Consider the following 23,183-nt stretch of genomic DNA (forward strand, 5'->3'; position numbering starts at 1 on the left):
CGGCAAGGCGCGAAAGCGCCACAGTCCCGACCGGGGCCGGTTTTTTCGCGCGTCGCCGCGCGGCGGCCGGGGTCAGCCGCTGCGGCGGGCGTTCCAGACCAGGAACCGGGCGAAGTCGGCCGCATCCATCGGGCTCGACCACAGGAAGCCCTGCCCGACATCGATGCCCAGATCGACCAGCACCGCCCGTTGCGCCTCGTCCTCCACCCCCTCGGCGACCGATCGGATGCCCATGCCGCGGGCGATTTCGGCGATCGCGGCGACGATGGCGCGATCCTCGCGGCGAAAGCACAGACCGGCGATGAAACTGCGGTCGATCTTCAATTCCGCCACCGGCACCTTTTTCAGATCGCCCAGCGACGCATGGCCGGTGCCGAAATCGTCCAGCGACAGCTCGTAGCCGCGGTCGGCCAGCGAATCGAGCAGGCTGATCGCCATGTCGGTGCCGCGCCCGACAAAGCAGCCCTCGGTGATTTCGAGCAGCAGATCGCGGCCATCGATCCCGGCCCTCTCGAACATGGTGATGGTATCCAGCAGCAATTCGGGCGATTTGATGTCGTCGGGATGGATGTTCAGCGCGATCTTGCCCGGAAGCAACCCGGCGTCGCGCCAGCCCAGCAGGTTCGCGGCCACGGTCTCGGCGATCCGGCGCGACAGGTTCGGCAGCAGACCGCGTTCGGCCGCGATGGTCAGGAAACTGTCGGGGGCGACGGCAGAGCCGTCGGGCCTGCGCCAGCGCACCAGCGCCTCGGCCCCCAGCAGGCGGCCATCGGTCAGCGCGATCTTCGGCTGATACTGCACATAAAGCTGCTCTCCCTCCAGCGCCTCGCGCAGCCCGGCCTCGATCCGGTCGCTTTCGATCACCCGCCGGCGCAGCTGTTCGTCGAATTGCAGGCACTGGCCGCGGCCGCTTTCCTTGGCGCGGTTCAGCGCCAGATCGGCCTTGAGCAGCAGTTCGACCGGATCGGCGCCATCGTCGGGGCAGATCACCGCGCCGATCGAGGCGCCCGGATGCACCCGCCGTCCGGCCAGATGCGCGGGCGGTTCGAAGGCCGCCAGCAGGCGCTCGGCGATCGGGCGGATCTGCGCCGCCGCGCTCACCTCGGCCAGGATCACGGCGAATTCATCCCCGCCGAGCCGGGCGATCACATCGCCCTCGGGCAGGTTGGCGCGCAGGCGGCGGGCGATCTCGGTCAGCAATTCATCGCCGACGCCATGGCCGAACAGGTCGTTGACGTTCTTGAACCGGTCAAGATCCATCAGCAGCAGCGCAAAGCCCCGGCCGCTGCGGCGCTGCCGCGCCACCGCCTCGGCCAGGCGGGCGTTGAAGGCCTTGCGGTTCAGAAGCCCGGTGGTGTCGTCGATATTGGCCAGAAGATAGTTTTCGTCGCGGGCCTGGCGCAGGCTGTCGACGGCCCGCGACAGCGCCGCGACGGAATCGTCGCGCTGACGGGCCGTTTCGCCGGTGCGATAGGAAAAATAGGCCAGAAACGCGCCGTAAAGCAGCGCATAAAGCGTCACCGACCAGGCCTGCGCCCAGCCGCCCAGGTGAAACGACAAGATCACTGCAGCCAGGATCGTCGACTGGAAGGTCAGGGCGGCGACGAAGGCGCGGTGCAGCATGAAGACACCGCCCGCCAGCATGCCGGTGCTGACGAGCAGCACCACCAGAGGTTCGCCGGTCTGATGCAGGCCGATCACATGCAAAGGCAGCACCGCCCAGGGCGCGGCAAACAGCACCGAGGTCAGGATCAGCCGCCGCGCCGCCCGCGCGGAGACCCGCTCGACCCGGCGCCCGGCGGCACGGCGCGACATCCGGCTGAGCGCACCGCCCAGCGCAAGGATCGAGCCGAGCCAGAAGACGACGAAGCTGCGGTCATCATGGCGCAGCGATTCCAGCACGTAGATCATCGCGTTCAGCGCGGTCACCGAAACCCCGACCGACGTCCCCTGCACGACGCTGGCAACGTCTTCCGGGCTGGGATGCTTCGTCAGCACCGCCCGGATCCGGGTCAACAGGAGAGGCACCAGGGGCAAATGTCAGTCTTTCATCGGAGACGCGCGCCTTGATCATGGCGGCAAATGGTAACCAGCGCCTGAAGGCGCAGCGAAAAAATCCCGTCCAGGGCGAAATGCCCCCCTCAGCCGAGCGCGACACTGCCCGCCCGCAGCGCGTCGGGCTGCAGAAATTCGTATAGAAAATCCATGGCGGGCAGGGGTTTGGCGAAATGATAGCCCTGCCCCAGATCGCAGCCATGCTGGCGCAGCCAGACCACCTGCGCGGGTGTGTCGATGCCTTCGGCGACGGTGCGCAGCCCCAGCGCCGCCGCCATCGCCAGGGTCGCGCGCACGATCGCATCGGAGGCCCCGTCATCCAGCGCGATGCGCGAGACGAAACTGCGGTCGATCTTCAATTCCTTCAGCTGCAGCTTCTGCAGATAGCTGAGCGAGGAATAGCCGGTGCCGAAATCATCGGCCGACAGCTCGAACCCGGCCGCCAGAAGCGCCTCGATGCTGTCGCGCGCCTCCGAATTCAGATCGACCACCGCGCCCTCGGTGATCTCGAAAAGCACATCCTCGGGGCCAAGCCCCGCCGCCTGCAGATGCGCCAGCACCGCCTGCCCGAACCGGACCCGGCGCAGGCTTTCGGGCGAGAGGTTGATCGAGATGCACAGCTGCTGGCCGCGCGCGCGCAGCGTCGCGACGAAGGCGCCGACCAGATCGATCATCAAAAGGTCGATGTCGCGCACGAGGCCGGTCTTTTCCGCGATCGGCATGAAGATGTCGGGGCCGATCCCCGCCAGCGCCGGATCGGTGCAGCGCACCAGCGCCTCGGCCCCGGCCAGGCTGCCGTGATCGAGCAGATTGATCTTCGGCTGCAGATAAAGCGCAAAGGCGCCGTCGCGGATCGCGCGTTGCAGCGATTGGCCGATCGTCGCCTCGCGCGCGAGCCGGTCGCGCAGCTTTGGCGTGAAGCGCACGGCGCGGTTGCCGCCCAGCGCCTTGGCCTCGTACATCGCCAGATCGGCGTTCAGCCACATTTCCTCGGGGCTGTGCGCGTCCATCGGAAACAGGCTCATCCCCATCGAGGCGGACAGATAAAGCGGCTGGCCGTCAATCTCGAAAGGTTCGGCAAAAGCCTGCGCCAGTGCCGCGGTCGCCGCCTCGGGTTCCTCGGCAAGGCGGCCGCGGCTGAGGAAGGTGAACTCCTCGGCCCCGGCCCGGGCCAGCAGCTGATCGGGTTCGCGCAGCGCCTCCAGCCGTTCGGCGACCTTGCAGATCACCCGGTCGCCCAGCTGCGGGCCGAAACGGTCCTTGATCTGCTGAAACTGGTCGATCGACAGGAAGACCTGCTGCAACAGCTCGCCCGTGCCGCGCGCCCGCGCCTGCGCGGGGCCGACCTGCGCGCGAAAGGATTCGCGGTTCGGCAGCCCGGTCAGCGCATCATGCGTCGCGGCATGGCTGGCCTCTTCGGCGGCCTGCGCCAGACGCCGCTCGTCCATCAGCCTTTGCGTGATGTCGGAGACCGAGCAGACCACCTGCACCGGCCCGCCGCGCGCTTCCATCGGCGCCGCATTGACCGAGATCACCCGGTCCGTTCCGTCCGATCGCGGCAGGGTCAGGCGCAGATCGTTCAGCGTCTCGCCCCCCTGCGCGACGCGGTCGAAGGGAAAGCCCCGCCCCGCCCCGGAGCCGTCGCGGTGGCCGTAAAGCCAGCCCAGCGCCGCATGGCCGCGCCCGACCAGCCCCGCCCCGGTGGTGTCAAGGATCTGTTCCGCCTCCATGTTGGCAAAGACGATCACCCCCGAGGGATCGAAAGCCAGGATGCCCGAGACCGAGGTTTCGGTCAGCCGTTGCAGGAAGTCGTTCTTCGCGATCAGCTCGGCTTCCAGCTGCTTGCGGCGCGAAATGTCGACATGCACCCCCGAGAGCACCAGCGCCTCGCCGGTGGCGGACATCTCGACGGCGCGGCCGCGCGACAGGATCCAGACCCAGTGCCCCTCGGCGTGGCGCATGCGGAATTCTTCGGTGAAGAAATAGTCCCGGCTGCGGAATTTCGGCGCCTGGGCGGTGTTCAGCCGCACCATGTCCTCGGGATGGACCAGCGCGCGCCAGTCGTCGATCATCAGCGGCGCGGGCAGGTCTTCGGGGCTGTGGCCGATGATCTCGGCCCAGCGGTCGTTGATGACCAGCCGGTTCGTGCGCAGATCGTGCCGCCAGGTGCCCACCTGCCCCCCGGCGATGACATCGGCAAGGCCGCGGATCGCCTCCTGCTGGTCGTGCACGTCCAGGGCGAAGCCGAACAGCCTGCCGCAGGGATCGCGCAGGGCGCTGTCGACATCGGTCACCACCTTGATCCAGCGGTAGTCGCCGTCAAGGTCGCGGATCCGGTGCACATGCGGCGGGATCGGCACCCGCTTGCCGGCGAAAATCTCGCGGTGCAGCGCCATATGGGCGCTGAAGCTGTCCATGTCGTCGGGATGGACCAGCGCGCGCAGCGCCGTCGTCGGCCGCGCCTCCCCGTCAGTCCAGCCGATCCTGCCGGCCAGCACGCCCGCGGCGCGCAGCCACAAGACCCCCTGCCGGTCGACGAAACTTTCCCAGTCGCAGCCCCCCGCCGCATCCAGCGCCCCGCGCAGCCGGTCCTCGGCCTGCGAGACCGCCGCGAGAGAGTTTTGAAGTCGCGCCAGCGCGCCGCGCAGGACCGCCCAGAGCGCCAGCGAGGTCACGGCGATGAAAGCCCAGCCCTTGAAGGTCTGATAGGATTGATAATGCTGATAATCCCCGGAAATCACCGTCAGCATCCGGTCACTGGTCAGGATGTAGAGCACGCCGACCAGCGCATAGGCCGCAGCAACCCGGAACGCAGTGAAATGGTGAACCAGTCTGGCAGGCATGGCGGGCTTTTCGCGTGTGTTCCGGGGTCAGAGCAAGTCGGACACGAACGCGGACGATGTGTCAATCGTCGTGAAGGGCCCGCCTGAAATACTCCGGCAGCCTGCACCGAAAGCGGTGAAGCAATTCTTGCGATTTTACGATTCGGCTTCGAATTTCGAAGACATTTTAACGAATGACGGCGCGCCCTCGGCGCCGCAAAGGCCGACGGTCCGGGACCGTCGGCCTTGATCTTGCCGCCTTGCCCGATCAGGCGCGGGCGCTGTCCTCGGCCGGGATCGGCTTTTTCAGCGCGATCAGCAGGCCCGTCGTCACCAGCGTGCCGACAACGATCGAGAGCGCATAAAGCCCGAGGTTGGTCACCGCATGCGGGATCGCCAGCACGAAGATCCCGCCATGCGGCGCGACCAGCAGGCAGCCCAGCGCCATCGACAGCGCCCCGGTGATCGCCGAACCGACGATGATCGAGGGGATCACCCGGGCCGGGTCTTTCGCGGCAAAGGGGATCGCGCCTTCGGTGATGAAGGACAGGCCCAGCACCGCGGCGGCGCCCCCGGCCTCACGCTCTTCGGCGGTGAAGCGGTTCTTCGCCACAAGCGTCGCCAAGGCCAGACCCAGCGGCGGCGTCATCCCCGCGGCCATCACGGCCGCCATCGGCGCATAGGTGCTCGAGGTCAAGAGGCCGACGGCGAAGGTATAGGCGGCCTTGTTGATCGGCCCCCCCATGTCGACGGCCATCATGCCGCCCAGGATCAGGCCAAGAACGACGGCGTTGGTGGTGCCCAGCCCCTGCAGGAAGGCGGTCATCGCGGCCAGAAGCGCCGCGACCGGCGTGCCGACGACATAGACCATGATCAGCCCGGTGATCGCGGTCGAGAGCAGCGGCAGGATCAGCACGGGCTTGAGCCCCTCAAGCGTGCGCGGCAGCTTGATCGCATCGCGCAGCCAGCGCGCCACATAGCCCGCCAGGAACCCCGCGACGATGCCGCCCAGGAAGCCTGCGTTCAGGTTCACCGCCAGCATGCCGCCGATCAGACCGGGGGTCAGGCCGGGACGGTCGGCAATCGAATAGGCGATGAAGCCCGCCAGAACCGGCACCATCAGCTTGAAGGCCGCGCCGCCACCGATCGCCATCAGCGCCGCGGGCAGCGTGCCCTCGACCTCGAAGGCCTTGATGCCGAAAACGAACGAAAGCGCGATCAGCAGACCGCCCGCCACCACCAGCGGCAGCATGTAGGACACGCCCGTCAGCAGATGCATGTAGGGGCCCGAGCGGGTCGCGGCGCGCTGCGCCTTGAGCGCATCGACCGTGTCGGCCAGATTGGTGCCCAGCACCACGCCCTCGGCCAGGGCCGCATCCAGCACCTTCGCCGCGCCCTTCACCGCCGCGCCGACCGAGGTCTTGTAGACCTTTTTCCCGGCAAAGCGGCTGTCATCGACATGGGTGTCGGCCGCGATCACCACCAGATCGGCGGCCTGGATCTGCGCCGCGCTCAGCGCGTTTTGCGAGCCCACCGAGCCCTGGGTCTCGACCGCGATCTCCCAGCCGCGGGCGGCGGCGGTCTTCTTCAGCGCATCGGCCGCCATGAACGTATGGGCAATGCCGGTCGGACAGGAGGTGATCGCCACCACCCTGAGCGGCCTTTGGCCTGTATCTGTCGTCATTTGCGGGGTCTCCTCTCCGGTCAGGGCAAGGGCCTCGGCCAGCACCGCCGCCGTCTGGGTGACGGCGCGGGCAGTCGAGGTCCGGTAAACGGGTTTCGTGACGAAGCGGACATCCTCGACACGGATGTCGGCGGCGATCAGCACCACATCGGCGGCGGCGATCTCGGCCACCTGCAGCGGGGCTTCGACGCCCTCGGCGGATTGGCGTTCGACACGGATGTCATGGCCCATCTGCACGGCGGTCGCCGTCAGCGCCTCGGCGGCCATGTGGGTATGCGCGATGCCCGTGGAACAGGCGGTCACGGCAACGATCTTCGACATGGGTTCCTCCCCTTCGGCTCAGACGGGGCCAAGCGGTTTGACGGTGACGGTGCGGGCCAGCTGGGTGATGCGGTCCATCGGCGGCAGATGCGGGCCGATTTCCCCCAGCGCGCCCAGCGAAAAGGCGGTGGCCAGACGGGCGGTGTCGGGCAGGCACAGGCCAAGGGTGGCGGCATGGATCAGCCCCGCCACCATCGCGTCGCCCGCCCCGACGGTCGAGGCGATCCGGGTCGCGGGCGGGATCGCCAGCACCGCCTCGGCGCCGCGCACCAGCACCGCGCCCGCTGCCCCCATCGAGACGGCGACCAGCCCGACGCCCGAGGCCGCCAGATCGCGCGCGGCCTCGCAGACGGTCTCAGGCCCGGTCAGGCGGCGGCCCAGATGCGCGCCCAGTTCCGCGACATTGGGTTTGACGATGTCGGGCCGCGCCGCCAGCGCCAGCCCCAGCGCGGGCCCCGAAGTGTCCAGCGCCACCCGCGCCCCGCCCTTGCGGGCAAGGACGGCCAGATCGGCATAGGCCTCGGCGCCGATCCCGGCGGGCAGGCTGCCGCAAAGCGCCACCCAATCCAGACCCTGCGCCAGAAGCTCGGTCAGGGTCGCGGCCACGGCCTCGACATCGGCAGGCCCCGCCGCGATGCCCGGAAAGTTCAGATCGGTGACCTGATCTTGCAACGGATCGACGATCTTCACATTCGTCCGCGTCGCGCCGGGCAGGCGCTGGCAGGCATCGACCAGCCCCGTCGCCGCGAAATGGCGCGCGAACAGCGCCGCATTCTCGGCGCCAAGCAGCCCGGTGACCGCGACCCCGTGCCCCGCATGGGCCAGGAACGAGGCCACATTGACCCCCTTGCCGCCCGCATCGATGCGCGAGGCGGCGACCCGGTTCACCGCATCGGCGGTGAAGCCCGGCACGGTCACCGTCTGATCGACGGCGGAATTGAGCGAAACCGTGGCGATGCGCAGCGTCATTTCAGCCCCCGCACGTCGGCCGCGGTCGTGCAGGCCAGCGCCCGCGCCGCCAGATCCCGGTTTTCCGCCATCGCAGAGCGGCGCAGCTGCGCCTTGATCCCCGCCACCGCCGGGATCGACACGGACAATTCCCGCACCCCCAGCCCGGACAGCACCGCGGCCCCGATCGGATCGCCCGCAATGCCGCCACAGGCGCCGACCCAGATCCCCGCGGCCTCGGCCGCGCGCACGGTGCTGTCGATCAGCCGCAGCACCGCCGGATGCAGCCCGTCGGCCTGTTTCGCCAGCACCGGATGCATCCGGTCCATCGCCAGCGCATATTGCGTCAGGTCATTCGTCCCGATCGAGAAGAAATCGACCCGTTTGGCCAGTTCCGGCGCCATCATCACGGCCGAGGGGATCTCGATCATGATGCCGATCTCGACCGGCGCGGCGCCGACCTCCAGCCGGACCTCCTCGGCGATGCGGCGGGCGGTTTCCAGCTCCTCGATCATCGCGATCATCGGGAACATGATGCGGACCTGACCCTTGGCCGCGGCCCGGTAGATCGCCCGCAGCTGGGTGCGGAAAAGATCCTCGTGGGACAGGCAAAAGCGGATGCCGCGCTCGCCCAGAAACGGGTTTTGTTCAACGGGCATGCGCAGATAGGGGATTTCCTTGTCGCCGCCGACATCCAGCGTGCGGATGATGATCGGCAGACCGTTCAGCGCCTCGAGCATGGCGGCATAGATCGCCAGCTGTTCGTCCTCGCCGGGCGGCGCCTCGCGGTTGACGAACAGGAATTCGGTGCGCAAAAGCCCCACGCCCTCGGCCCCCGCCTCGACCGAGGCGATGGCCTCGGCCACGTCCGAGATATTGGCGACCACCTCGATGCGCGCGCCATCAAGCGTCAGCGCGGGCATGTAGCGTTCGCGCGCCTCGGCCTCGCGTTGCGCCGTCAGCGCCGCCATCGCGGCCTCGGCCCGGGCCTTGTCGGCCGCGGTCGGGGCAACGACGATCACCCCCGCGCCGCCATCCAGCAGAACCGGCGTGCCGCTGGCCAGATCAAGGAGCCGCGGCCCGACCCCCGCCACCGCCGGAATATCCAGCGCGCGCGCAATGATCGAGGTATGCGAGGTCGGCCCGCCCTGCGCCGTGGCAAGGCCCCGCACCAGCGCAGGATCAAGCCGCGCGGTATCGGAGGGCGTCAGGTCATCGGCCAGCAGGATGCAGGGCGCGGTGGGCAGATGCGTCTCGCCCGTCCGCACCCGGCCCAGATGCTGCAGCACGCGCTGCCCCGCATCGCGCAGATCGATGGCGCGGCCCGACAGCACCGCATCCTTCATCGCGCCCAGCAGGTCGGCGCGGTCGCTGAACACCCGATGCCAGGCGAACCCGGCCGAGCGGCCCTGCCCGATCAGCGCCTTCGCCTCGGCGACCATTTCGGGGTCGTGCAGGAATTCTTGATGCGCGCGGAAGATCGCGGCGCGGGCGGGGCCGGATTTTTTCCAGACCTCGTCGTGAAGTTCCTCCAGCTCGTGCCAGGCGGTCTGCAGGGCGGTGTCGAGCCGGTCGGTTTCAACGGCCGCATCCGCGGCGTCGGTGTCAAAAACCACCTCGTCGCGGGCAAAGCGGAAGACGGGGGCAAGCGCGTAACCCGGCGAGGAGGAGATGCCATGAAGGGTGCGCCCCTCGTAGCAGGCCATCGACGCCCCCGCCCCCGTCAGACCGGGCGTCGCGGCTTCGGGGGCCGCCGCACCGGTATCTTCTTCGTCCTCAAGCCCGGCCGCAAAGGCCGCGGCAATGGCTGCCAAAGCAGCGGTCGCATCCGCCCCCTCGGCGCTGATGCGCAGCGCAGCCCCCTGCGCCGCCCCCAGATTGAGCAGCGAAATCAGGCTTTTGCCATTCGCCACCTTGGCGCCGTTGCGCACACGGATTTCCGCGGCAAAGCCCTTGGCCAGATCGACAAGCCGGGTCGCGGGCCGGGCATGCAGCCCATGCGCGCCGCTGACGACAACATCGACCCCCTGCGCGAAATCGGCGGGCGCCTCGGCCGGGGCCGCCACGGGCGCCGCGGCGCCGGTCAGCCGCGCCACGATCACCGCCGCATCCGTCGTCGTCGCCAAGCGTTCGGCCTCGGCCTCGTCGGCCAGAACATCGGTCAGATTGCTCAGAACCTGCAGGTGCTCATCCGATTTCGCGGCGATCGCGACGACCAGACGCGCGGTGTCGCCCGGCGCCCATGCGACCCCCGCGGGCAGCTGCACCACCGCAATCGCCGTGTCGTGGATCAGGTCGCGGTCCTGCGGCAGACCATGCGGAATCGCGATGCCATTGCCCAGAAAGGTGTTCGCGACGGCCTCGCGCCCCATCATGCTTTGGCCGTAACGCGGGTCGATCTTGCCCGCCGCGGTCAAAAGATCCACGGCCTGCGCGATCGCATCGGCCTTGTCGGTGGCCGTCTTGCCGATGGCCACAAGTTCGCTGGTCAGGGGTATCACGGTTCCTCCTCGGCATCGGATGTGCGATGCTCTTGAGGGGACGAAGCGCCCCGCAGATGAATGGAGTATGTCGCCCGTGACGGCCCGGCTTGTAACAATTGTCATCTTGGCGCTGAGCCTTGGCCGGGCCGAGGCGCTCGAGGTGCTGACCCGCGACGGCGGCCCGATCGCGGGGCCGGCCATCGCGCATGGGGCGGAGTTTGCACGCGAAACCGGCGTCGCGGTGCAGGTGACGCCCCGCCCCTTCGATGCGCTTTACGGCGCGGTGATGATGGGGTTCGTCACCGGCCGTGCGCCCGCCGATGTGCTGATCCTGCCCGCCGACTGGCTGCCCGATGTCGCGCCTTACCTCATGCCGGTGCCGCGCGGCCTGGTGGAAAGCCCGCTGGTGCAGGGCATCCACCCCGCCTATCGCGACCGGCAGATGCGCTGGCGGGGCCAGTGGCTGGCGGTGACGCTGGATGGCGATCTGCACATGGGCGCGTATCGGCGCGATCTGTTCGAGGATCCGGCAACGCGGGCGGCCTATCAGGCGCAGACCGGCCAGGCGCTGGAGCCGCCGCGCAGCTGGGACGACTACGCCCGCATCGCCGCCTTTTTCCACGCCCGCGGCATTTCGGGCACGCTCGAAGCCTCGGCCGAGAACGGCCAGCGGCTCTGGTCGCTGTTCTCGCATGCCGCCGCCTATACCGCCCATCCCGACCATCCGGGGCATTTCTTCTTCGACCCCGAGACGATGGCGCCCGAGATCGACAACCCGGCCTGGATCCGGGCGCTGCACGATTATCTGGCGGCGCTGGCCACCGCGCCCGGGGCGCCGCTGCCCAGTCACGCGGTGCGGACGGAATTTGCCGCGGGCCGGGCGGCGATGGCGCTGGACTGGTCCGACATCGGCACGGTGGCGACCGATCCGGTGAGTTCGAAAATCCGCGACCGGGTCGGGTTCTTTGCTCTGCCCGGCGCCGATCAGGTCTGGAACCCGGTCGCGAAGCGCTGGGACCGGCTGGCGGCGCCGCGCCCGGTGCCGTTCCTCGCCTTTGGCGGCTGGATCGCCGTCGTGCCGCGCGGCGCCGCCGATCCGAACGCCGCCTGGGATTACATCGCTTTCCTCGCCGATCCGGCGCGGGCGGCGCAGGATGTCATGTCGGGCGCTTCGGGGTTCAACCCCTACCGGCTCGCGCAGCTGGACGACACCGCGGGCTGGGCGCGGCTGATGGGGCCGCAGGCGGCCCGGGATTATCTGTCGGTGCTGCGCGAAAGCCTTGCGGCGCCGCAGACCGCGCCGGATTTGCGCCTGCCGGGATATCCCGCCTACATGGCCGCGCTGGATGCCAAGCTGGGCCGGGTGCTTTCGGGCGAGATCACCCCCGAAGCGGCGCTTGCGGCGGCGGCCACCGACTGGGACCGGATCACCGACCGGCTTGGCCGCGCCAGCCAGCGCCGCCACTACCGCGAGGCGATGGGGCTGGAGGCCGCGCCATGAGCCTGTGGCGCGGCATTCAGGGACGGCTTTTGCTGATCGTCGCGCTGTCGACGCTGGCGATGGCGCTGGCGGGGGTTGCCGCGATCCGGGCGCTGGATCAGATCGGCGAGGCGGCGGAAACGGTGACCGGCCGCGATGTCCCCGCGATGGCGGCGGCTTTGCGGCTGGCGCGGATCGGCGACCGGCTGCAAAGCCGCGGCGCCAGCCTGATGGCCGCCAGCACCGCCGAAGCGCTGAGCGAGGCGCAGCGCGCCATCGATGCCGATCTGGCCGCCTTTGCCGAACAGGCCCGGGTGCTGCGGGCGGCGGCGCCCCTGCCGGGCTCGGATCAGATCGCCACGCTTTCGGCCGATCTGGCGGCACGGCTGCGCGCGCTCTCCGCCGATCTGGACCGGCTGCGCGGCCTTGCGACCCTGCGCGCGGCGGAGCGGGCGAAGATGCTGGCCGAACAGGATTTTCTGCGCCAGCTGCTGGGGCCCTCGATCCTTGCGGTCGAGGCGATCACCGCGGGCGCCACCCTGCCCGACCCGGACATCTACCGCACCGCCGTGCGGTCGCAGGCGCCGCTTCTGGCGGCGGAACGGCTGACTGACCGGGCGATGTCGGATCTGCTGCTGGCGGGCGACGCCCGTGACGCGCCGACGCTGGAGGCTGGCCGCGCCGCCTATCGACGCACGCTGGCGCAGCTTGACGCCACCGGGGCGGCGCTGCCCGCGGGCTTGCGCGCCGATTTCGCCCGCGCGCTCTCGGCCTTTCGCGCGCAGGCCGACCCGGGCGGGATCTTCGATCTGCAGGCAAGGGACATGTCCGCCCGCGCCCAGGCCGAGGCCGATCTGCGCGGTGCGGCGGCGCGGGCCGCGGATCTGAAGGCCGCGGTCGATGGCCGGGTGCTGGCCGCAAGCACCACCACCGCCGAGGTGACCGAAAGCCTGCGCCGCACGATCCTTGAACGCACGGCGCAATTCGCGGCGATCGGCCTTGCGGTGATCCTGATCGCCGGGGGGCTGTCCTATGGTCTGGTGATCGGGCCGCTGTCGCGCAATCTGCGCGAGGTGACGGCGGCGATGGTGCGCCTTGCCGCGGGCGCGCGCGACGCCACCGTGCCCGGCGCCAACCGCGCCGACGAGATCGGCGATCTCGCCCGTGCCTTCACCGTCTTTCGCGAAAACTCGGCGCAGGTGGAAAAGCTTGACCGCGAACTGGCGGAACGCTCAAGCCTGCTTCTGGCCACCTTCGAGACGATGAAGGACGGGTTTTCGGTTGTCGACAGCGACCGGCGGCTGGTGGCCTGCAACCCGCAATATCTGGCGCTGCATGATTTCACCGCAAAGGAGGTCGCCACCGCCCCCTCGATCACCGAGATCAACCGGATGCTGACGGCGCGCGGGGTGCAGGCCAGCCTGCCCGACGGCACGCCGGTCGATCTGGACGATCTGGTGCCGCGGCGGCTGGCCGGGCCGACGCGGATCGAGATGCGCTTTCCCTCGGGGCGGGTGCTGGAGCTGCGCTCGAACCCGATCCCGATGGGCGGCTTTGCGACGATCCACATGGATGTGACCGAAAGCCGGGCGACGCAAAGCCAGCTGCTTCATGCGCAAAAGCTGGAGACGGTGGGCCAGCTGACGGGGGGGATCGCGCATGATTTCAACAACATCCTGGCGGTGATCATCGGCAATCTGAACATCCTGGCGCGGGAACTGACCGCCAGCCCGGCGCTGAAGGCGCGGGCCGAGCGTGGGCTTTCCGCCGCCAACCGCGCCGCCGGGCTGATCAACCGGCTGCTGACCTTTTCGCGCCGCCAGCGCCTTGCGCCCGAAAATGTCGATCTGAACGGCCTCGTGCACGGCATGCTCGATCTCTTGCAGTCAAGCCTTGGGTCGGGGGTGCGGATCCGCCCGGATCTCGCCGCGGATCTGCCGCGGGTGCGGGTCGATCCGGGACAGCTGGAAAACGCGCTGATGAACCTGGCGGTGAATGCCCGCGACGCGATGGAGGGGGCCGGAGAGATCACCGTCACCACCCGCCGCGCCGCGGATGGCTTTGTCGAGCTGGCCGTTTCCGACACCGGCACGGGCATCCCGCCCGACCTTCTGGATCAGGTCTTCGAGCCCTTCTTCACCACGAAACCCGTCGGCAAGGGCAGCGGGTTGGGGCTGTCCATGGTCTATGGTTTCGTGCGCCAATCGGGCGGCACGGTGGCGATCGACAGCGCCCCGGGGGCGGGCACCCGCGTCAGCCTGCGCCTGCCCGAGAGCACCGCGCCCGAGGCCCCCGCGCGCCCCGAAGGGCTGGACACGGCCGAGGCCTGCATTCTGGCCGTCGATGACGATGCCGACCTGCTCGAGATCACCGCCGATCAGCTGCGCCGTCTGGGCCATGCCGTCGTCACCGCGCCCGACGGGCTGACCGCCTTGGAAATGCTGCAGGAAATCCCCGAAATCGACCTGCTTTACACCGATCTGGCGATGCCCGGGCTGGACGGGCGGACGCTGGCCGACAAGGCGCAGGCGCTGCGCCCGGGTCTGCCGGTGCTCTTCACCTCGGGCGCGCCGGGCAAGGCGGGGGCGGATCTGCCGAACCTGCTGCGCAAACCCGTCCCCGAGGAGGTTCTGGCCGCCGCGATCCGCCTGACGCTGGAAGATCAGAGCCGCCGCACCTCGGCATCGAGCACATAGCCCGCGCCGCGTTCGGTGCGGATCAGCTGCGGCGCGCGCGGGTTGGGCTCGATCTTGCGCCGCAGCCGCAAGATCAGCACGTCGATGGTGCGGTCAAACACCTCGCCGCCATCGGCGCGGGTGCGTTCGAGGAGCTGATCGCGGCTGAGCACGCAGCGCGGCGCGCGGACAAAGGCCTCGAGCAACAGGAATTCCGCATTGGTCAGCGCGACCGCCTGCCCCGCGGGGGTTTCCAGCACCCGCGCCGTCAGGTCGATCACCCAGCCCGCGAAGCTGCGCCGGTCATGTTCAGTCAGCTCGACCGGCACCGCGGCGGCGCCCGACCGGCGCAGCACCGCCTTGATCCGCGCCACCAATTCGCGCGGATTGAAGGGTTTCACCACGTAATCATCGGCGCCCATTTCAAGGCCGACGATCCGGTCGACATCGCCGCCAAGCCCGGTCAGCATGATGATCGGAACGGCAGACCCGGCCCGCAACCGGGCGGCCAGCGTCAGCCCGTCCTGATCGGGCAGGCGCAGGTCGAGCAAGATCAGATCGGGCGCCGCCGCCGCCAGCGCGGGCGCCACCTCGGCGGCGGTGGCCGCTTCGGTCACCTCCCAGTCGCGCGATTCCAGCTCGTAGCGCACAAGCTCGCGCACATCCGGGTCGTCATCGACGATCAGAATCCTCACCATGCCGCAGGCCTCCCCGGCCTCACCATAAAAGGGGATCGCCCCGCCCGCCAGCCTGCAGGCGGTCAGGAACGCGGGCGGTCAGGGTTGGGGCGGTCAGGAGTGCGGGCCGACGGGGTCTTCGGCCGGGCTTTCGTCTTCCTCGGCAAGATCGCCCGGAATGACGTAGCTGCCATTCAGCCAGCGCGCCAGATCAAGATCGGCGCAGCGCTTCGAGCAGAAGGGGCGGTATTTCGCCGCCGTCTCCTTGCCGCAGATCGGGCAGCTCATGTCCGCCCCGCAAGCAGGACTGCCAGCGCCGCCCGGTCGCGCTTGCGCACCAGTTCGTAAAGCCCAAGCGGCGTCCAGCCCGCCAGGCTGGTTTCCGCCGCCTCGGTCTTGAAAGCCGCGCGCAGCTGCTGTTCCAGCACCAGACGGTCTTTCTTCGGCATCGGCGCGAAATCGACCACGACCTGACCGCCCAGACCCCGCAGCCGCAGCTGCCGCGGCAGATCGCGGGCGGCGGCGATATTGGCTTTCAACGCCGCGGCGGGCGAGGTGTCGGCGCCGGTGTTCACGTCAACGGCGACCAGCGCGCGCGTCGGCTCGATCATCATGTGACCGCCGCCCGGCAGCGCCACGCGGGGGCTCAGCACCGCGTCGATCGCTTCCAGAACGCCGTGATCTTCAAAACCCTCCACCACCTCGTCGGGGGCGGGATCGGCCCATTCGCGCCAGGCTTCATCGTGCGGGGCGGGGGCATCGACCAGCAATTCCGGCGCGCCCTCGACATCGGCCAGAACCGCCTCGGCCAGCTCGCGCAGACCGGCCAGATCCTCGACGATCTCGCCCTCCTCGGCGCCCTCGCAGGCCGAGCGCAGGATCAGGCCCATCTCGGAGCCCTCCATCACCACGGCCGCAAGCGCCTGCAGACCTTCGCGCGTGTCTTCCTCGCGGATGCGGCGCGAAACATTCAGCCCCGGCGCGCCGGGCGTGACGATGCCGTAACGGCCCTTGAACAAGAGCCGCAGCGTCACCGGCAAGGCCTTGCCGGGTTCCGCCCCGCCCGAGACCTGCACCAGAACCGATTGCCCCGGCGAAAGCCCCTTGGCGTCTTTCAAAAAGCCCTTTTCGGCCCCCGGAAGCGCCACGAACAGACCGCCCTGCCCTTTCATCGGGCGTTCGATCTTCGCGCGGCAGATCGCGCCGGGTGCCAGCGCCATCGCGTCCGAGACATCGACAAGCAGGTCTTCGAGCTGCCCATCGACCATCAGCGCGGCGGCTTCAAGCCCGCCGACCGCGCCCAGAACCACGATCCGACCCTTCATGCGCCCTCTCCCATGGCAAGGCCCGCCGCGCGCAACAGCACGGCGGTCTCGGCCAGCGGCAGGCCGACGACGCCGGTGAACGACCCCTGAATCCAGGGAATGAAGGCCCCGGCCAGGCCTTGAATCGCGTAGCCGCCCGCCTTGCCCTGCCATTCACCGCTGGCAAGATAGCCGTTCACTTCGGTGTTCGAGAGCGGGCGGAATTTCACCACCGTATCCACCAGCCGTTCGCGCAGCCCGGCACTTGTCCGCACGGCAACGGCGGTCAGCACATGGTGGCGACGGCCCGAGAGCAGCCACAGAAACTCGGCCGCTTCCTTTTCATCGGCGGGCTTGCCCAGGATCCGGCGCCCGCAGGTGACGGTGGTGTCCGCGGTCAGGATCACCTCATCGCCCGCACACTCGAGCACCGCCGCCTTTTCGCGGGCCATGCGCGCGACATAGGCGCGGGCGTCCTCGCCGCGCTCCGGGGTTTCGTCGATGTCGGGGATACGCACCTCGGCCGGGGTCAGACCCAGCTGACCCAGAAGCTCGCGTCGCCGCGGGCTGGCCGATCCGAGGATGAGCTTCACTTGAAGCGGTAGTTGATGCGACCCTTGGTCAGGTCATAGGTGTTCATTTCCACCTGCACCCGGTCGCCTGCCAGAACACGGATGCGGTTCTTCCGCATCTTGCCTGCCATATGCGCGATGATCTCATGGCCGTTTTCCAGCTCGACCTTGAACGTCGCGTTCGGCAGGAGTTCCTTCACGACGCCGGGGAATTCGAGCATTTCTTCCTTGGCCATGGTCACTCCATTGGGGGATACCCGCACGGATGCGGCGGGCGCGCTTTCTTTGCGCCCGCTAAAGGCAGAATTCAAGGGCAATGTCAAGATTTGCGAGGGGATTCGGCCACGGTGCGGATCTGCACCGCCTGCAAGGGCTGCTCCGACCAGTGCTGAAAGAGCAGCACCGAGCCGTCGCGGCGACTGTGTGTCACACGGTCCAGATCGACCGTGGCGACGACCCAGCCGGGTTCGTCATAGCCCCCGATCGCCAGCACGCCATCGTCCGGCCAGCCCGCGTCGGGCGGCCCGTAGATCCCTGCGGCGCCGTGATTTTCATCGACCGCGGGGCACCAGGGCGCAAGGCCCACGACCGGTGCCTGCACGGTCACGCACTGGTTTTCAAGCGCCCGCGCCTGCGCCCCGATCCGCACCCGGTTGTAGCCCGCGGCGGCATCGGTGCAGCTGGGCGCCAGCAGGATCTCTGCCCCCGCCTCGCACAAGGCCCGCGACAAAAGCGGAAATTCGCTGTCATAGCAGATCACGATGCCGATCTTGCCGATGCCTGTATCAAAGAGGGTGAGTCCCCGGCCCGGGCCGATGGTCCAGTCCTCGCGCTCGAAGCGGGTCATGATCGCCTTGTCCTGATGGCCGATCCGCCCCGACGGCCCGAACAGCACGGCGCGGTTGCGCAGATCGTAGCCGTCCTGCGCCGGGCCCGAGGGGGCAAGGATGTAAAGCCCGAATTCGATCGCGAGACCCTCGAAATGACGCTCCATCGCGGCGCGGTGGTGCAGCACCTCGGCCACGGCGCGGCTCAGATCGGCGGCAACCTCGGCGCCGCCAAGGCTGGCCAGCTCCATCGCCGCATATTCGGGAAAGACCAGCAGATCGGCCTTTTTCAACGCCGCCATCTGCACCCAGGCGCGGGTCTTCGCCGCATAGGCGGCCCAGTCCCCGGCCCAGTCGAGCGGATAGGCCGCCGCGGCGATGGTGACATGTCTCACAGCGGCTTCCCCCAGAATTGCAGCGGTTTCACAGTCTCGCCCGCGGCGCCAAGATCCGTCCAGCGGAAATGCGCGATCACGCCGGGCAGGGGCGCATAGCCGCGCTTTTGCCAAAACCCGTCAAGCGGGCGGTAAGTGTCTGGTTTCAGGGGATGATCCTTGGGACGGATCACCGCGCAAAAGGCGCTGAAGCGGCGGCCCAGCGCCCTTGCATGGGTCTCGCGCGCGTCGAAGAAGGCGTGGCCAAGGCCCTGCCCGCGATAGTCGGGCAAAAGCACCGACTCGGCGCAGTAAAAGACCGTCTCGAGCGGCAGGCCGGTCGCGGCGAAGGGGGCGGCGAAATCTTCCGCATGGTCTTCGAGCGGCGTGCCGGTGGCGGCGCCGACCAGCCGCGGCCCGTCAAAGGCGCCGACGACGACGGCGCCCGAAGAGCTGCGGTAGCTCTCCAGATAGCGGCGTTCGTAATCGAGCGCGCCGTCATACAGATAGGGCCAGTCGCGAAAGACCGCGATGCGCAGCGCCGCGACATCGTCGAGCGCGGCATCCAGCGCGGCGCCGGTCAGAACCCGGGTCTGCATCAGCGGACCTGACGGATCCAGTCGGCGAGGTTGTAATAGGTGGTGACGCGCTGGATCCGGTCGCCGCGCAGGGTGAAGAAGCTGCCCGCGGGCAGGATGTAGCTTTGGCCGCGCGCTTCGGGCAGGCCCGTGTCGGTGGCGACATAGGTGCCGTGGACGACAAATTCCGCCGCCGCGCGGCTGCCCGCGTCAGTCGCCATCACCACGATGTCGGTCAGCTTTTCGCGATAGCAGCGGGACATGTGGGCATTGAAATCGCGGAACTTTTCGACGCCGCGGCGGATCTGGCCCTCGTTGACGTGATGTTCGAAATCGTCAGTCAGAAGCGCCTCCATCGCCGAGGTATCGCCCCGGTTGAAGGCGTCGTAATAGGCGGAAATCACGGCAAGGGCGGCGGCGCGGGGCATCGGATCCTCCTTCTGAGGCCCCATCTGTGGCATGGGCCGGGGCATTGGTCAAACCTTGGAACCGGCAGGGCATGGGGCAAAAGCGGCATGGGGTTCGGGCGGAACAGGAAACGCGACCCGCGTTTCCCCGCCCGCAGCGCCCGGTTGCGGCATGACCGTTTCAACCCGCAAGACAGAGGGCAGCGCCCGGCCCGGCGGGCGAGAAGCGCCCGCCATGGGCGGGGCGGGCGCTGCCCGAGGGCCTCTGGGCCCTCGGGGGTCACGGGGCTTCTGTCGCGCAGGGCCAAGGCGATGGCCTTGGCCAAGGCCGCTCACGCCAGCGCCGCGCGCACGGTTTCCGCCACCGGCACCGTCGGCCGCCCGATCAGCCGCGAGAGCGTGTGGCTGTCGTCGTAAAGCGCCCCGGCCGTGCCCGTCACCGCATCGGATTCGGCCAGCGTCGCCGCAAAGGCGGCAGGCAGGCCGAAGCCCTCCAGCGCCTTGGCATAGTCCGCCTGCGTCATGTTCACATAGGCCACCGGCTTGCCCACCTGCGCCGAAACCTCGGCCGCCAGTTCCGCCATGGTGAAGGCCGTGTCGCCCGCCAGCTCGTAGACCTGCCCCTCATGGCCCGGCTCCAGCGCCACCACCGCCGCCGCTTCGGCGTAATCGGCCCGCGGCGCGGTCGAGAACTTGCCCTCGCCCGCCGCCCCGATCAGCGCCCCATGCGCCAGCGCCGCGCCCAGATTGCCGGTCAGGTTTTCCGTGTACCAGCCGTTGCGCAGGATCGAATAAGCCACGCCCGAGGCCTTCAGCGCGGCTTCCGTCGCGATGTGATCAGCGGCCAGCAGAGTCATCGGCGAGGCGTCACCCTTGAGCAGCGACGTATAGACGATCCGCCCCACGCCCGCGGCCTTCGCGGCGGCAATGGCGCGGGCGTGCTGCCCGGCGCGGTCGTTGAAATCATTGCTGGAAATCAGGATCAGCACCGAAACCCCGGCCAGCGCCGCCGCATCGGGGGCGGTGTAGTCGAAGGCCCGGGCCTCGTATCCCACGATGCGCGAGGGCGTGCGGGCAAGGGCTACGGGATCGGCCCCCCGGGCTTTCAGCGCGGCAAGGACAAGCGTCCCCAGTTGGCCGGTGGCGGCAGAGACGGCGATGGTCATGGCAAACTCCATTCGTTGACTTGCCCGATCTGGCCACAGGTGCTATCAAAACGTAAGTACCCACATTTCTGTAAGTATCCGGAAAAGATGCACAGCCCCCCCGCCGTCCTTGCAGAGCTGCCGCGTGGCGATGTTCTGGCCCCCGACTGCCCGTCGCGGCAGATCCTGCAGCATGTCACCTCGCGCTGGGGCGGGCTTGTGATGATCGCGCTTGGCCGCGAGACGCTGCGATTCGCGCAGCTGCGCCGCAAGATCGGCGGGATTTCCGAACGGATGCTGGCGCAGACGCTGCAGGTGCTGGAGGCCGACGGTCTGGTGGCGCGGCACGATCACGGCGAAGTGCCGCCGCGCGTCGATTACCGCCTGACCCCCGCGGGTTGGGAAATCGCGACGCGGGTCTTTGCGCTGACCGACTGGATCGAGACGCATCTGCCGGAGCTGCTGGCAGAGCGGGCGGCACCGGCTCAGGCCTTGGGCTGACCGAAGCGTTCAAGGATATGATCGCGGATCTGGTCGCGGGTCTGGCGGTAGTAATGCAGCCGCGCCTCGCGCCCCTCGCCCAGCCCGGTCGGGTCCATGATCGCCCAGTGCACGACCTCGATATGGTAGAAGCGCGTCAGATCGAGCGCCTGATGGTAAGACGCGGGGGAGAGCGCGATGACCAGATCAAAGGCCCCCAGATCGTCGCCCATCTCCTTGAGTTCATGGAAACTTCTGGCCTGATGCCGTTCCAGGTCGACGCCGATTTCCGCACAGACAGCAATCGCGAAGCCATCGGTGTCCAGATCGGCCTTGACCCCCACCGACTGCACATAGACCTCGCGGCCGTAGAACTGCTTCATCATCCCTTCGGCCATCGGCGAGCGCGTCGCGTTATGGTCGCAGCAGAACAGGACGGCGTTGGGAAGCTTGCCCATCAGCTCACCGGGGTCAGCACGCAAACAAGGGTGAAGAGCCGCCGGGCGGTGTCGATGTCGATCTCGGCCTTGCCGGTCAGACGTTCCTGCAGCACCCGCGCGCCCTCGTTGTGGATGCCGCGCCGGGCCATGTCCACCGCCTCGATCTGGCTGGGCGGCAGTTTCTTCACCGCCTCGAAATAGCTTTCGCAGATCTGGAAATAATCCTTCACCACCTGCCGGAACGGGCCGAAGGACAGATGGAACTCGGCCACCTTGGCGCCGGTTTCCAGACAGGTGTCGAACACGAGCCGCCCGTCGCGCACCGACAACGTCAGCGCAAAGGGCCCCTCGGGCGCGGCGCCGCCCTCGCGGCCGGGGATCACCCAGCTGTTGTCCTCGAGCAGGTCGAAAACCGCGACGCGGCGTTCCTGCTCGATCTCGGGCGTCGGCGCGGGCAGGCCCGAATCGTCGATCTCAAGGCGGGTGATGCGGCTCATTCTGTCGCCTTTTCGTTCAATGCATCAAGACGCGCGCGGACGGACAACCCATGCGCCTGCAGGCTTTCCGAAATGGCGAGCGTTTCCGCCGCCGGGCCGATCGCACGCAAGGCCTCGGGCGTCATTTTCGCCAGCGTCGTGCGCTTGAGGAAATCCATCACCGAAAGCCCCGAGGAAAACCGCGCCGAGCGCGCCGTGGGCAGAACATGGTTCGGCCCGCCAACGTAATCGCCGATCGCCTCGGGCGTCCATTGGCCGAGGAAAATCGCGCCCGCATGGGTGATCTGACCTGCGAGCGCCTCGGGGTCGGCGACGCACAGCTCAAGGTGTTCGGGGGCAACCCGGTTCGAGAGCATCGCCGCCTCGGCCAGATCGCGGGTGACGATCACCGCGCCGAAATCGCGCCAGCTGGCCCCGGCAATGTCGCGCCGCTCCAGCGTCTCAAGCCGCTTTTCCACCGCCGCCGTCACGGCTTTGGCAAAACCGGCATCGGGGGTCAGGATCAGCGCCTGCGCCGATTGGTCGTGTTCGGCCTGGCTCAGCAGATCCAGCGCCACCCAGTCGGGGTTCGCCGTCTCGTCCGCGATCACCAGAATTTCCGAAGGCCCGGCGATCATGTCGATGCCGACGCGGCCAAAGACCCGCCGCTTCGCCGCCGCCACGAAGGCATTGCCCGGCCCGGTGATCTTGTCGACCGGCGCGATCGTCGCCGTGCCATAGGCCAAAGCCGCCACCGCCTGCGCGCCGCCGATGCGGTAGACCGTGTCCACCCCGGCGATCTCGGCGGCCAGAAGCACCAGCGGATTGACCACGCCCCCGGGCGTCGGGCAGACGACAACAAGCCGCTCCACCCCCGCCACCTTGGCCGGGATCGCATTCATCAAGACGGACGAGGGATAGGAGGCGAGCCCCCCCGGCACATAAAGCCCGGCGGCCGAGACGGGCGACCAGCGCCAGCCCAGCTCCGCCCCGGTGGCCTCGGTCCAGCGTTCTTCCATCACCGGCATCTGCCGGGCGTGATAGGCCCGGATACGCTCGGCCGCGAGTTCGAGCGCCGCGCGCTCGGCCGCGGGCACCTTGGCGATTTCCGCCGCAATCTCGGCCTTCGAAAAGGCGAGCGTCTCGGGTGTCAGATCGAGCCGGTCGAATTTCGACGTGTAGTCGATCACCGCCGCATCGCCGCGCGCACGCACCTCGGCGATGATCGCCGCCACCGTCGCATCGACATCGGGGCTGTCCTCGCGCTTCATCCCCAGAAGGGCGGTGAAACGGGTCTCGAAATCATCGGCATCGGTGGTCAGGAAATGCGGCATCGGAGGCTCCTTCTTGACCAAGGGGATAGAGCGAAGCGGGACGCGGGGCAAGCTTCGCGCGCGGCCGCGCCCTGCGGCATCCGTCGCGAAAGGGCGTATTT

Annotated in this window: 20 protein-coding genes; 3 read left to right on the forward strand and 17 right to left on the reverse strand. The window is 68.7% G+C overall.

What is annotated here, in order from left to right:
* Window positions 1–72: 72 nt before the first annotated feature.
* The 5 genes from FBT96_RS03670 to ptsP form a co-directional block, all read right to left on the reverse strand.
* Complete coding sequence (locus tag FBT96_RS03670; RefSeq protein WP_249306276.1) at window positions 73–2,028, reverse strand: putative bifunctional diguanylate cyclase/phosphodiesterase; 1,956 nt, start codon at window positions 2,026–2,028, stop codon at window positions 73–75.
* A gap of 113 nt (window positions 2,029–2,141) precedes the next feature.
* The gene (locus FBT96_RS03675; RefSeq protein WP_136904999.1) at window positions 2,142–4,898 is read right to left on the reverse strand and encodes a putative bifunctional diguanylate cyclase/phosphodiesterase; all 2,757 of its coding nucleotides are present in this window, start codon (window positions 4,896–4,898) and stop codon (window positions 2,142–2,144) included.
* Window positions 4,899–5,145: 247 nt separating this feature from the next.
* Window positions 5,146–6,882 (reverse strand): PTS fructose-like transporter subunit IIB, encoded by a 1,737-nt coding sequence (locus FBT96_RS03680; protein ID WP_136905000.1) that lies wholly within the window; start codon window positions 6,880–6,882, stop codon window positions 5,146–5,148.
* Between the two features lie 18 nt (window positions 6,883–6,900).
* Window positions 6,901–7,851, reverse strand: a complete 951-nt coding sequence (gene pfkB / locus FBT96_RS03685; RefSeq protein WP_136905001.1) for a 1-phosphofructokinase — start codon at window positions 7,849–7,851, stop codon at window positions 6,901–6,903.
* Complete coding sequence (gene ptsP, locus FBT96_RS03690) at window positions 7,848–10,331, reverse strand: phosphoenolpyruvate--protein phosphotransferase (RefSeq protein ID WP_136905002.1); 2,484 nt, start codon at window positions 10,329–10,331, stop codon at window positions 7,848–7,850. The genes pfkB and ptsP overlap by 4 nt, the downstream gene beginning before the upstream one ends.
* 67 nt (window positions 10,332–10,398) lie before the next feature.
* Here ptsP and FBT96_RS03695 point away from each other — a divergent pair, with 67 nt between their 5' ends.
* Entirely contained in the window at window positions 10,399–11,814 is a 1,416-nt protein-coding gene (locus FBT96_RS03695) for an ABC transporter substrate-binding protein (RefSeq protein ID WP_136905003.1), read from the forward strand.
* On the forward strand, window positions 11,811–14,489 hold the full coding sequence (locus tag FBT96_RS03700) for an ATP-binding protein (protein ID WP_136905004.1): 2,679 nt from the start codon (window positions 11,811–11,813) through the stop codon (window positions 14,487–14,489). The genes FBT96_RS03695 and FBT96_RS03700 overlap by 4 nt, the downstream gene beginning before the upstream one ends.
* On the opposite strand, the gene FBT96_RS03705 is transcribed toward FBT96_RS03700, so the two are convergent.
* The 9 genes from FBT96_RS03705 to FBT96_RS03745 all read right to left on the reverse strand — a co-directional run bounded on the left by FBT96_RS03705 (window position 14,456) and on the right by FBT96_RS03745 (window position 20,373).
* Complete coding sequence (locus FBT96_RS03705) at window positions 14,456–15,166, reverse strand: response regulator (RefSeq protein ID WP_136905005.1); 711 nt, start codon at window positions 15,164–15,166, stop codon at window positions 14,456–14,458. The two genes, FBT96_RS03700 and FBT96_RS03705, sit on opposite strands and share 34 nt — an antisense overlap.
* 93 nt (window positions 15,167–15,259) lie before the next feature.
* A complete protein-coding gene (locus FBT96_RS03710) occupies window positions 15,260–15,433 on the reverse strand; it encodes a DNA gyrase inhibitor YacG (RefSeq protein WP_136905006.1) in 174 nt (57 codons plus the stop codon).
* Complete coding sequence (locus tag FBT96_RS03715; protein ID WP_136905007.1) at window positions 15,430–16,470, reverse strand: ribonuclease E/G; 1,041 nt, start codon at window positions 16,468–16,470, stop codon at window positions 15,430–15,432. The genes FBT96_RS03710 and FBT96_RS03715 overlap by 4 nt, the downstream gene beginning before the upstream one ends.
* On the reverse strand, window positions 16,467–17,042 hold the full coding sequence (locus tag FBT96_RS03720) for a Maf family protein (protein WP_136905008.1): 576 nt from the start codon (window positions 17,040–17,042) through the stop codon (window positions 16,467–16,469). The genes FBT96_RS03715 and FBT96_RS03720 overlap by 4 nt, the downstream gene beginning before the upstream one ends.
* A complete protein-coding gene (gene infA / locus FBT96_RS03725; protein ID WP_055212580.1) occupies window positions 17,039–17,257 on the reverse strand; it encodes a translation initiation factor IF-1 in 219 nt (72 codons plus the stop codon). Before infA ends, FBT96_RS03720 begins: the two co-directional genes overlap by 4 nt.
* Before the next feature lie 83 nt (window positions 17,258–17,340).
* Window positions 17,341–18,243 carry a carbon-nitrogen hydrolase family protein gene (locus FBT96_RS03730; protein ID WP_136905009.1) on the reverse strand — a complete coding sequence of 301 codons (903 nt, stop codon included), beginning with the start codon at window positions 18,241–18,243 and terminating at the stop codon, window positions 17,341–17,343.
* Window positions 18,240–18,821, reverse strand: a complete 582-nt coding sequence (locus FBT96_RS03735) for a GNAT family N-acetyltransferase (protein WP_136905010.1) — start codon at window positions 18,819–18,821, stop codon at window positions 18,240–18,242. The genes FBT96_RS03730 and FBT96_RS03735 overlap by 4 nt, the downstream gene beginning before the upstream one ends.
* Window positions 18,821–19,228 (reverse strand): ketosteroid isomerase-related protein, encoded by a 408-nt coding sequence (locus FBT96_RS03740; RefSeq protein ID WP_169583163.1) that lies wholly within the window; start codon window positions 19,226–19,228, stop codon window positions 18,821–18,823. Before FBT96_RS03740 ends, FBT96_RS03735 begins: the two co-directional genes overlap by 1 nt.
* 311 nt (window positions 19,229–19,539) lie before the next feature.
* Window positions 19,540–20,373: an NAD(P)H-binding protein gene (locus FBT96_RS03745; protein ID WP_136905012.1), complete on the reverse strand. Its 834-nt coding sequence runs from the start codon at window positions 20,371–20,373 to the stop codon at window positions 19,540–19,542.
* 87 nt (window positions 20,374–20,460) lie between these two features.
* On the opposite strand from FBT96_RS03745, the gene FBT96_RS03750 reads away from it, so the two are divergent.
* Window positions 20,461–20,853 carry a winged helix-turn-helix transcriptional regulator gene (locus FBT96_RS03750; protein ID WP_136905013.1) on the forward strand — a complete coding sequence of 131 codons (393 nt, stop codon included), beginning with the start codon at window positions 20,461–20,463 and terminating at the stop codon, window positions 20,851–20,853.
* On the opposite strand, the gene FBT96_RS03755 is transcribed toward FBT96_RS03750, so the two are convergent.
* From FBT96_RS03755 to hisD, 3 genes are read right to left on the reverse strand one after another with little or no spacing between them, the layout of a single operon-like run.
* Window positions 20,838–21,290, reverse strand: coding sequence for an arsenate-mycothiol transferase ArsC (locus tag FBT96_RS03755; protein WP_136905014.1), 453 nt, complete (start codon window positions 21,288–21,290; stop codon window positions 20,838–20,840). The two genes, FBT96_RS03750 and FBT96_RS03755, sit on opposite strands and share 16 nt — an antisense overlap.
* Entirely contained in the window at window positions 21,290–21,769 is a 480-nt protein-coding gene (locus FBT96_RS03760; RefSeq protein ID WP_136905015.1) for a UPF0262 family protein, read from the reverse strand. The genes FBT96_RS03755 and FBT96_RS03760 overlap by 1 nt, the downstream gene beginning before the upstream one ends.
* Entirely contained in the window at window positions 21,766–23,082 is a 1,317-nt protein-coding gene (hisD, locus tag FBT96_RS03765) for a histidinol dehydrogenase (protein WP_136905016.1), read from the reverse strand. Before hisD ends, FBT96_RS03760 begins: the two co-directional genes overlap by 4 nt.
* Window positions 23,083–23,183 lie beyond the last annotated feature (101 nt).

Origin of the sequence: Rhodobacter capsulatus, from assembly GCF_005144475.1 — a bacterium.
In the GTDB taxonomy this organism is placed as follows: Bacteria; Pseudomonadota; Alphaproteobacteria; order Rhodobacterales; family Rhodobacteraceae; genus Rhodobacter; species Rhodobacter capsulatus_C.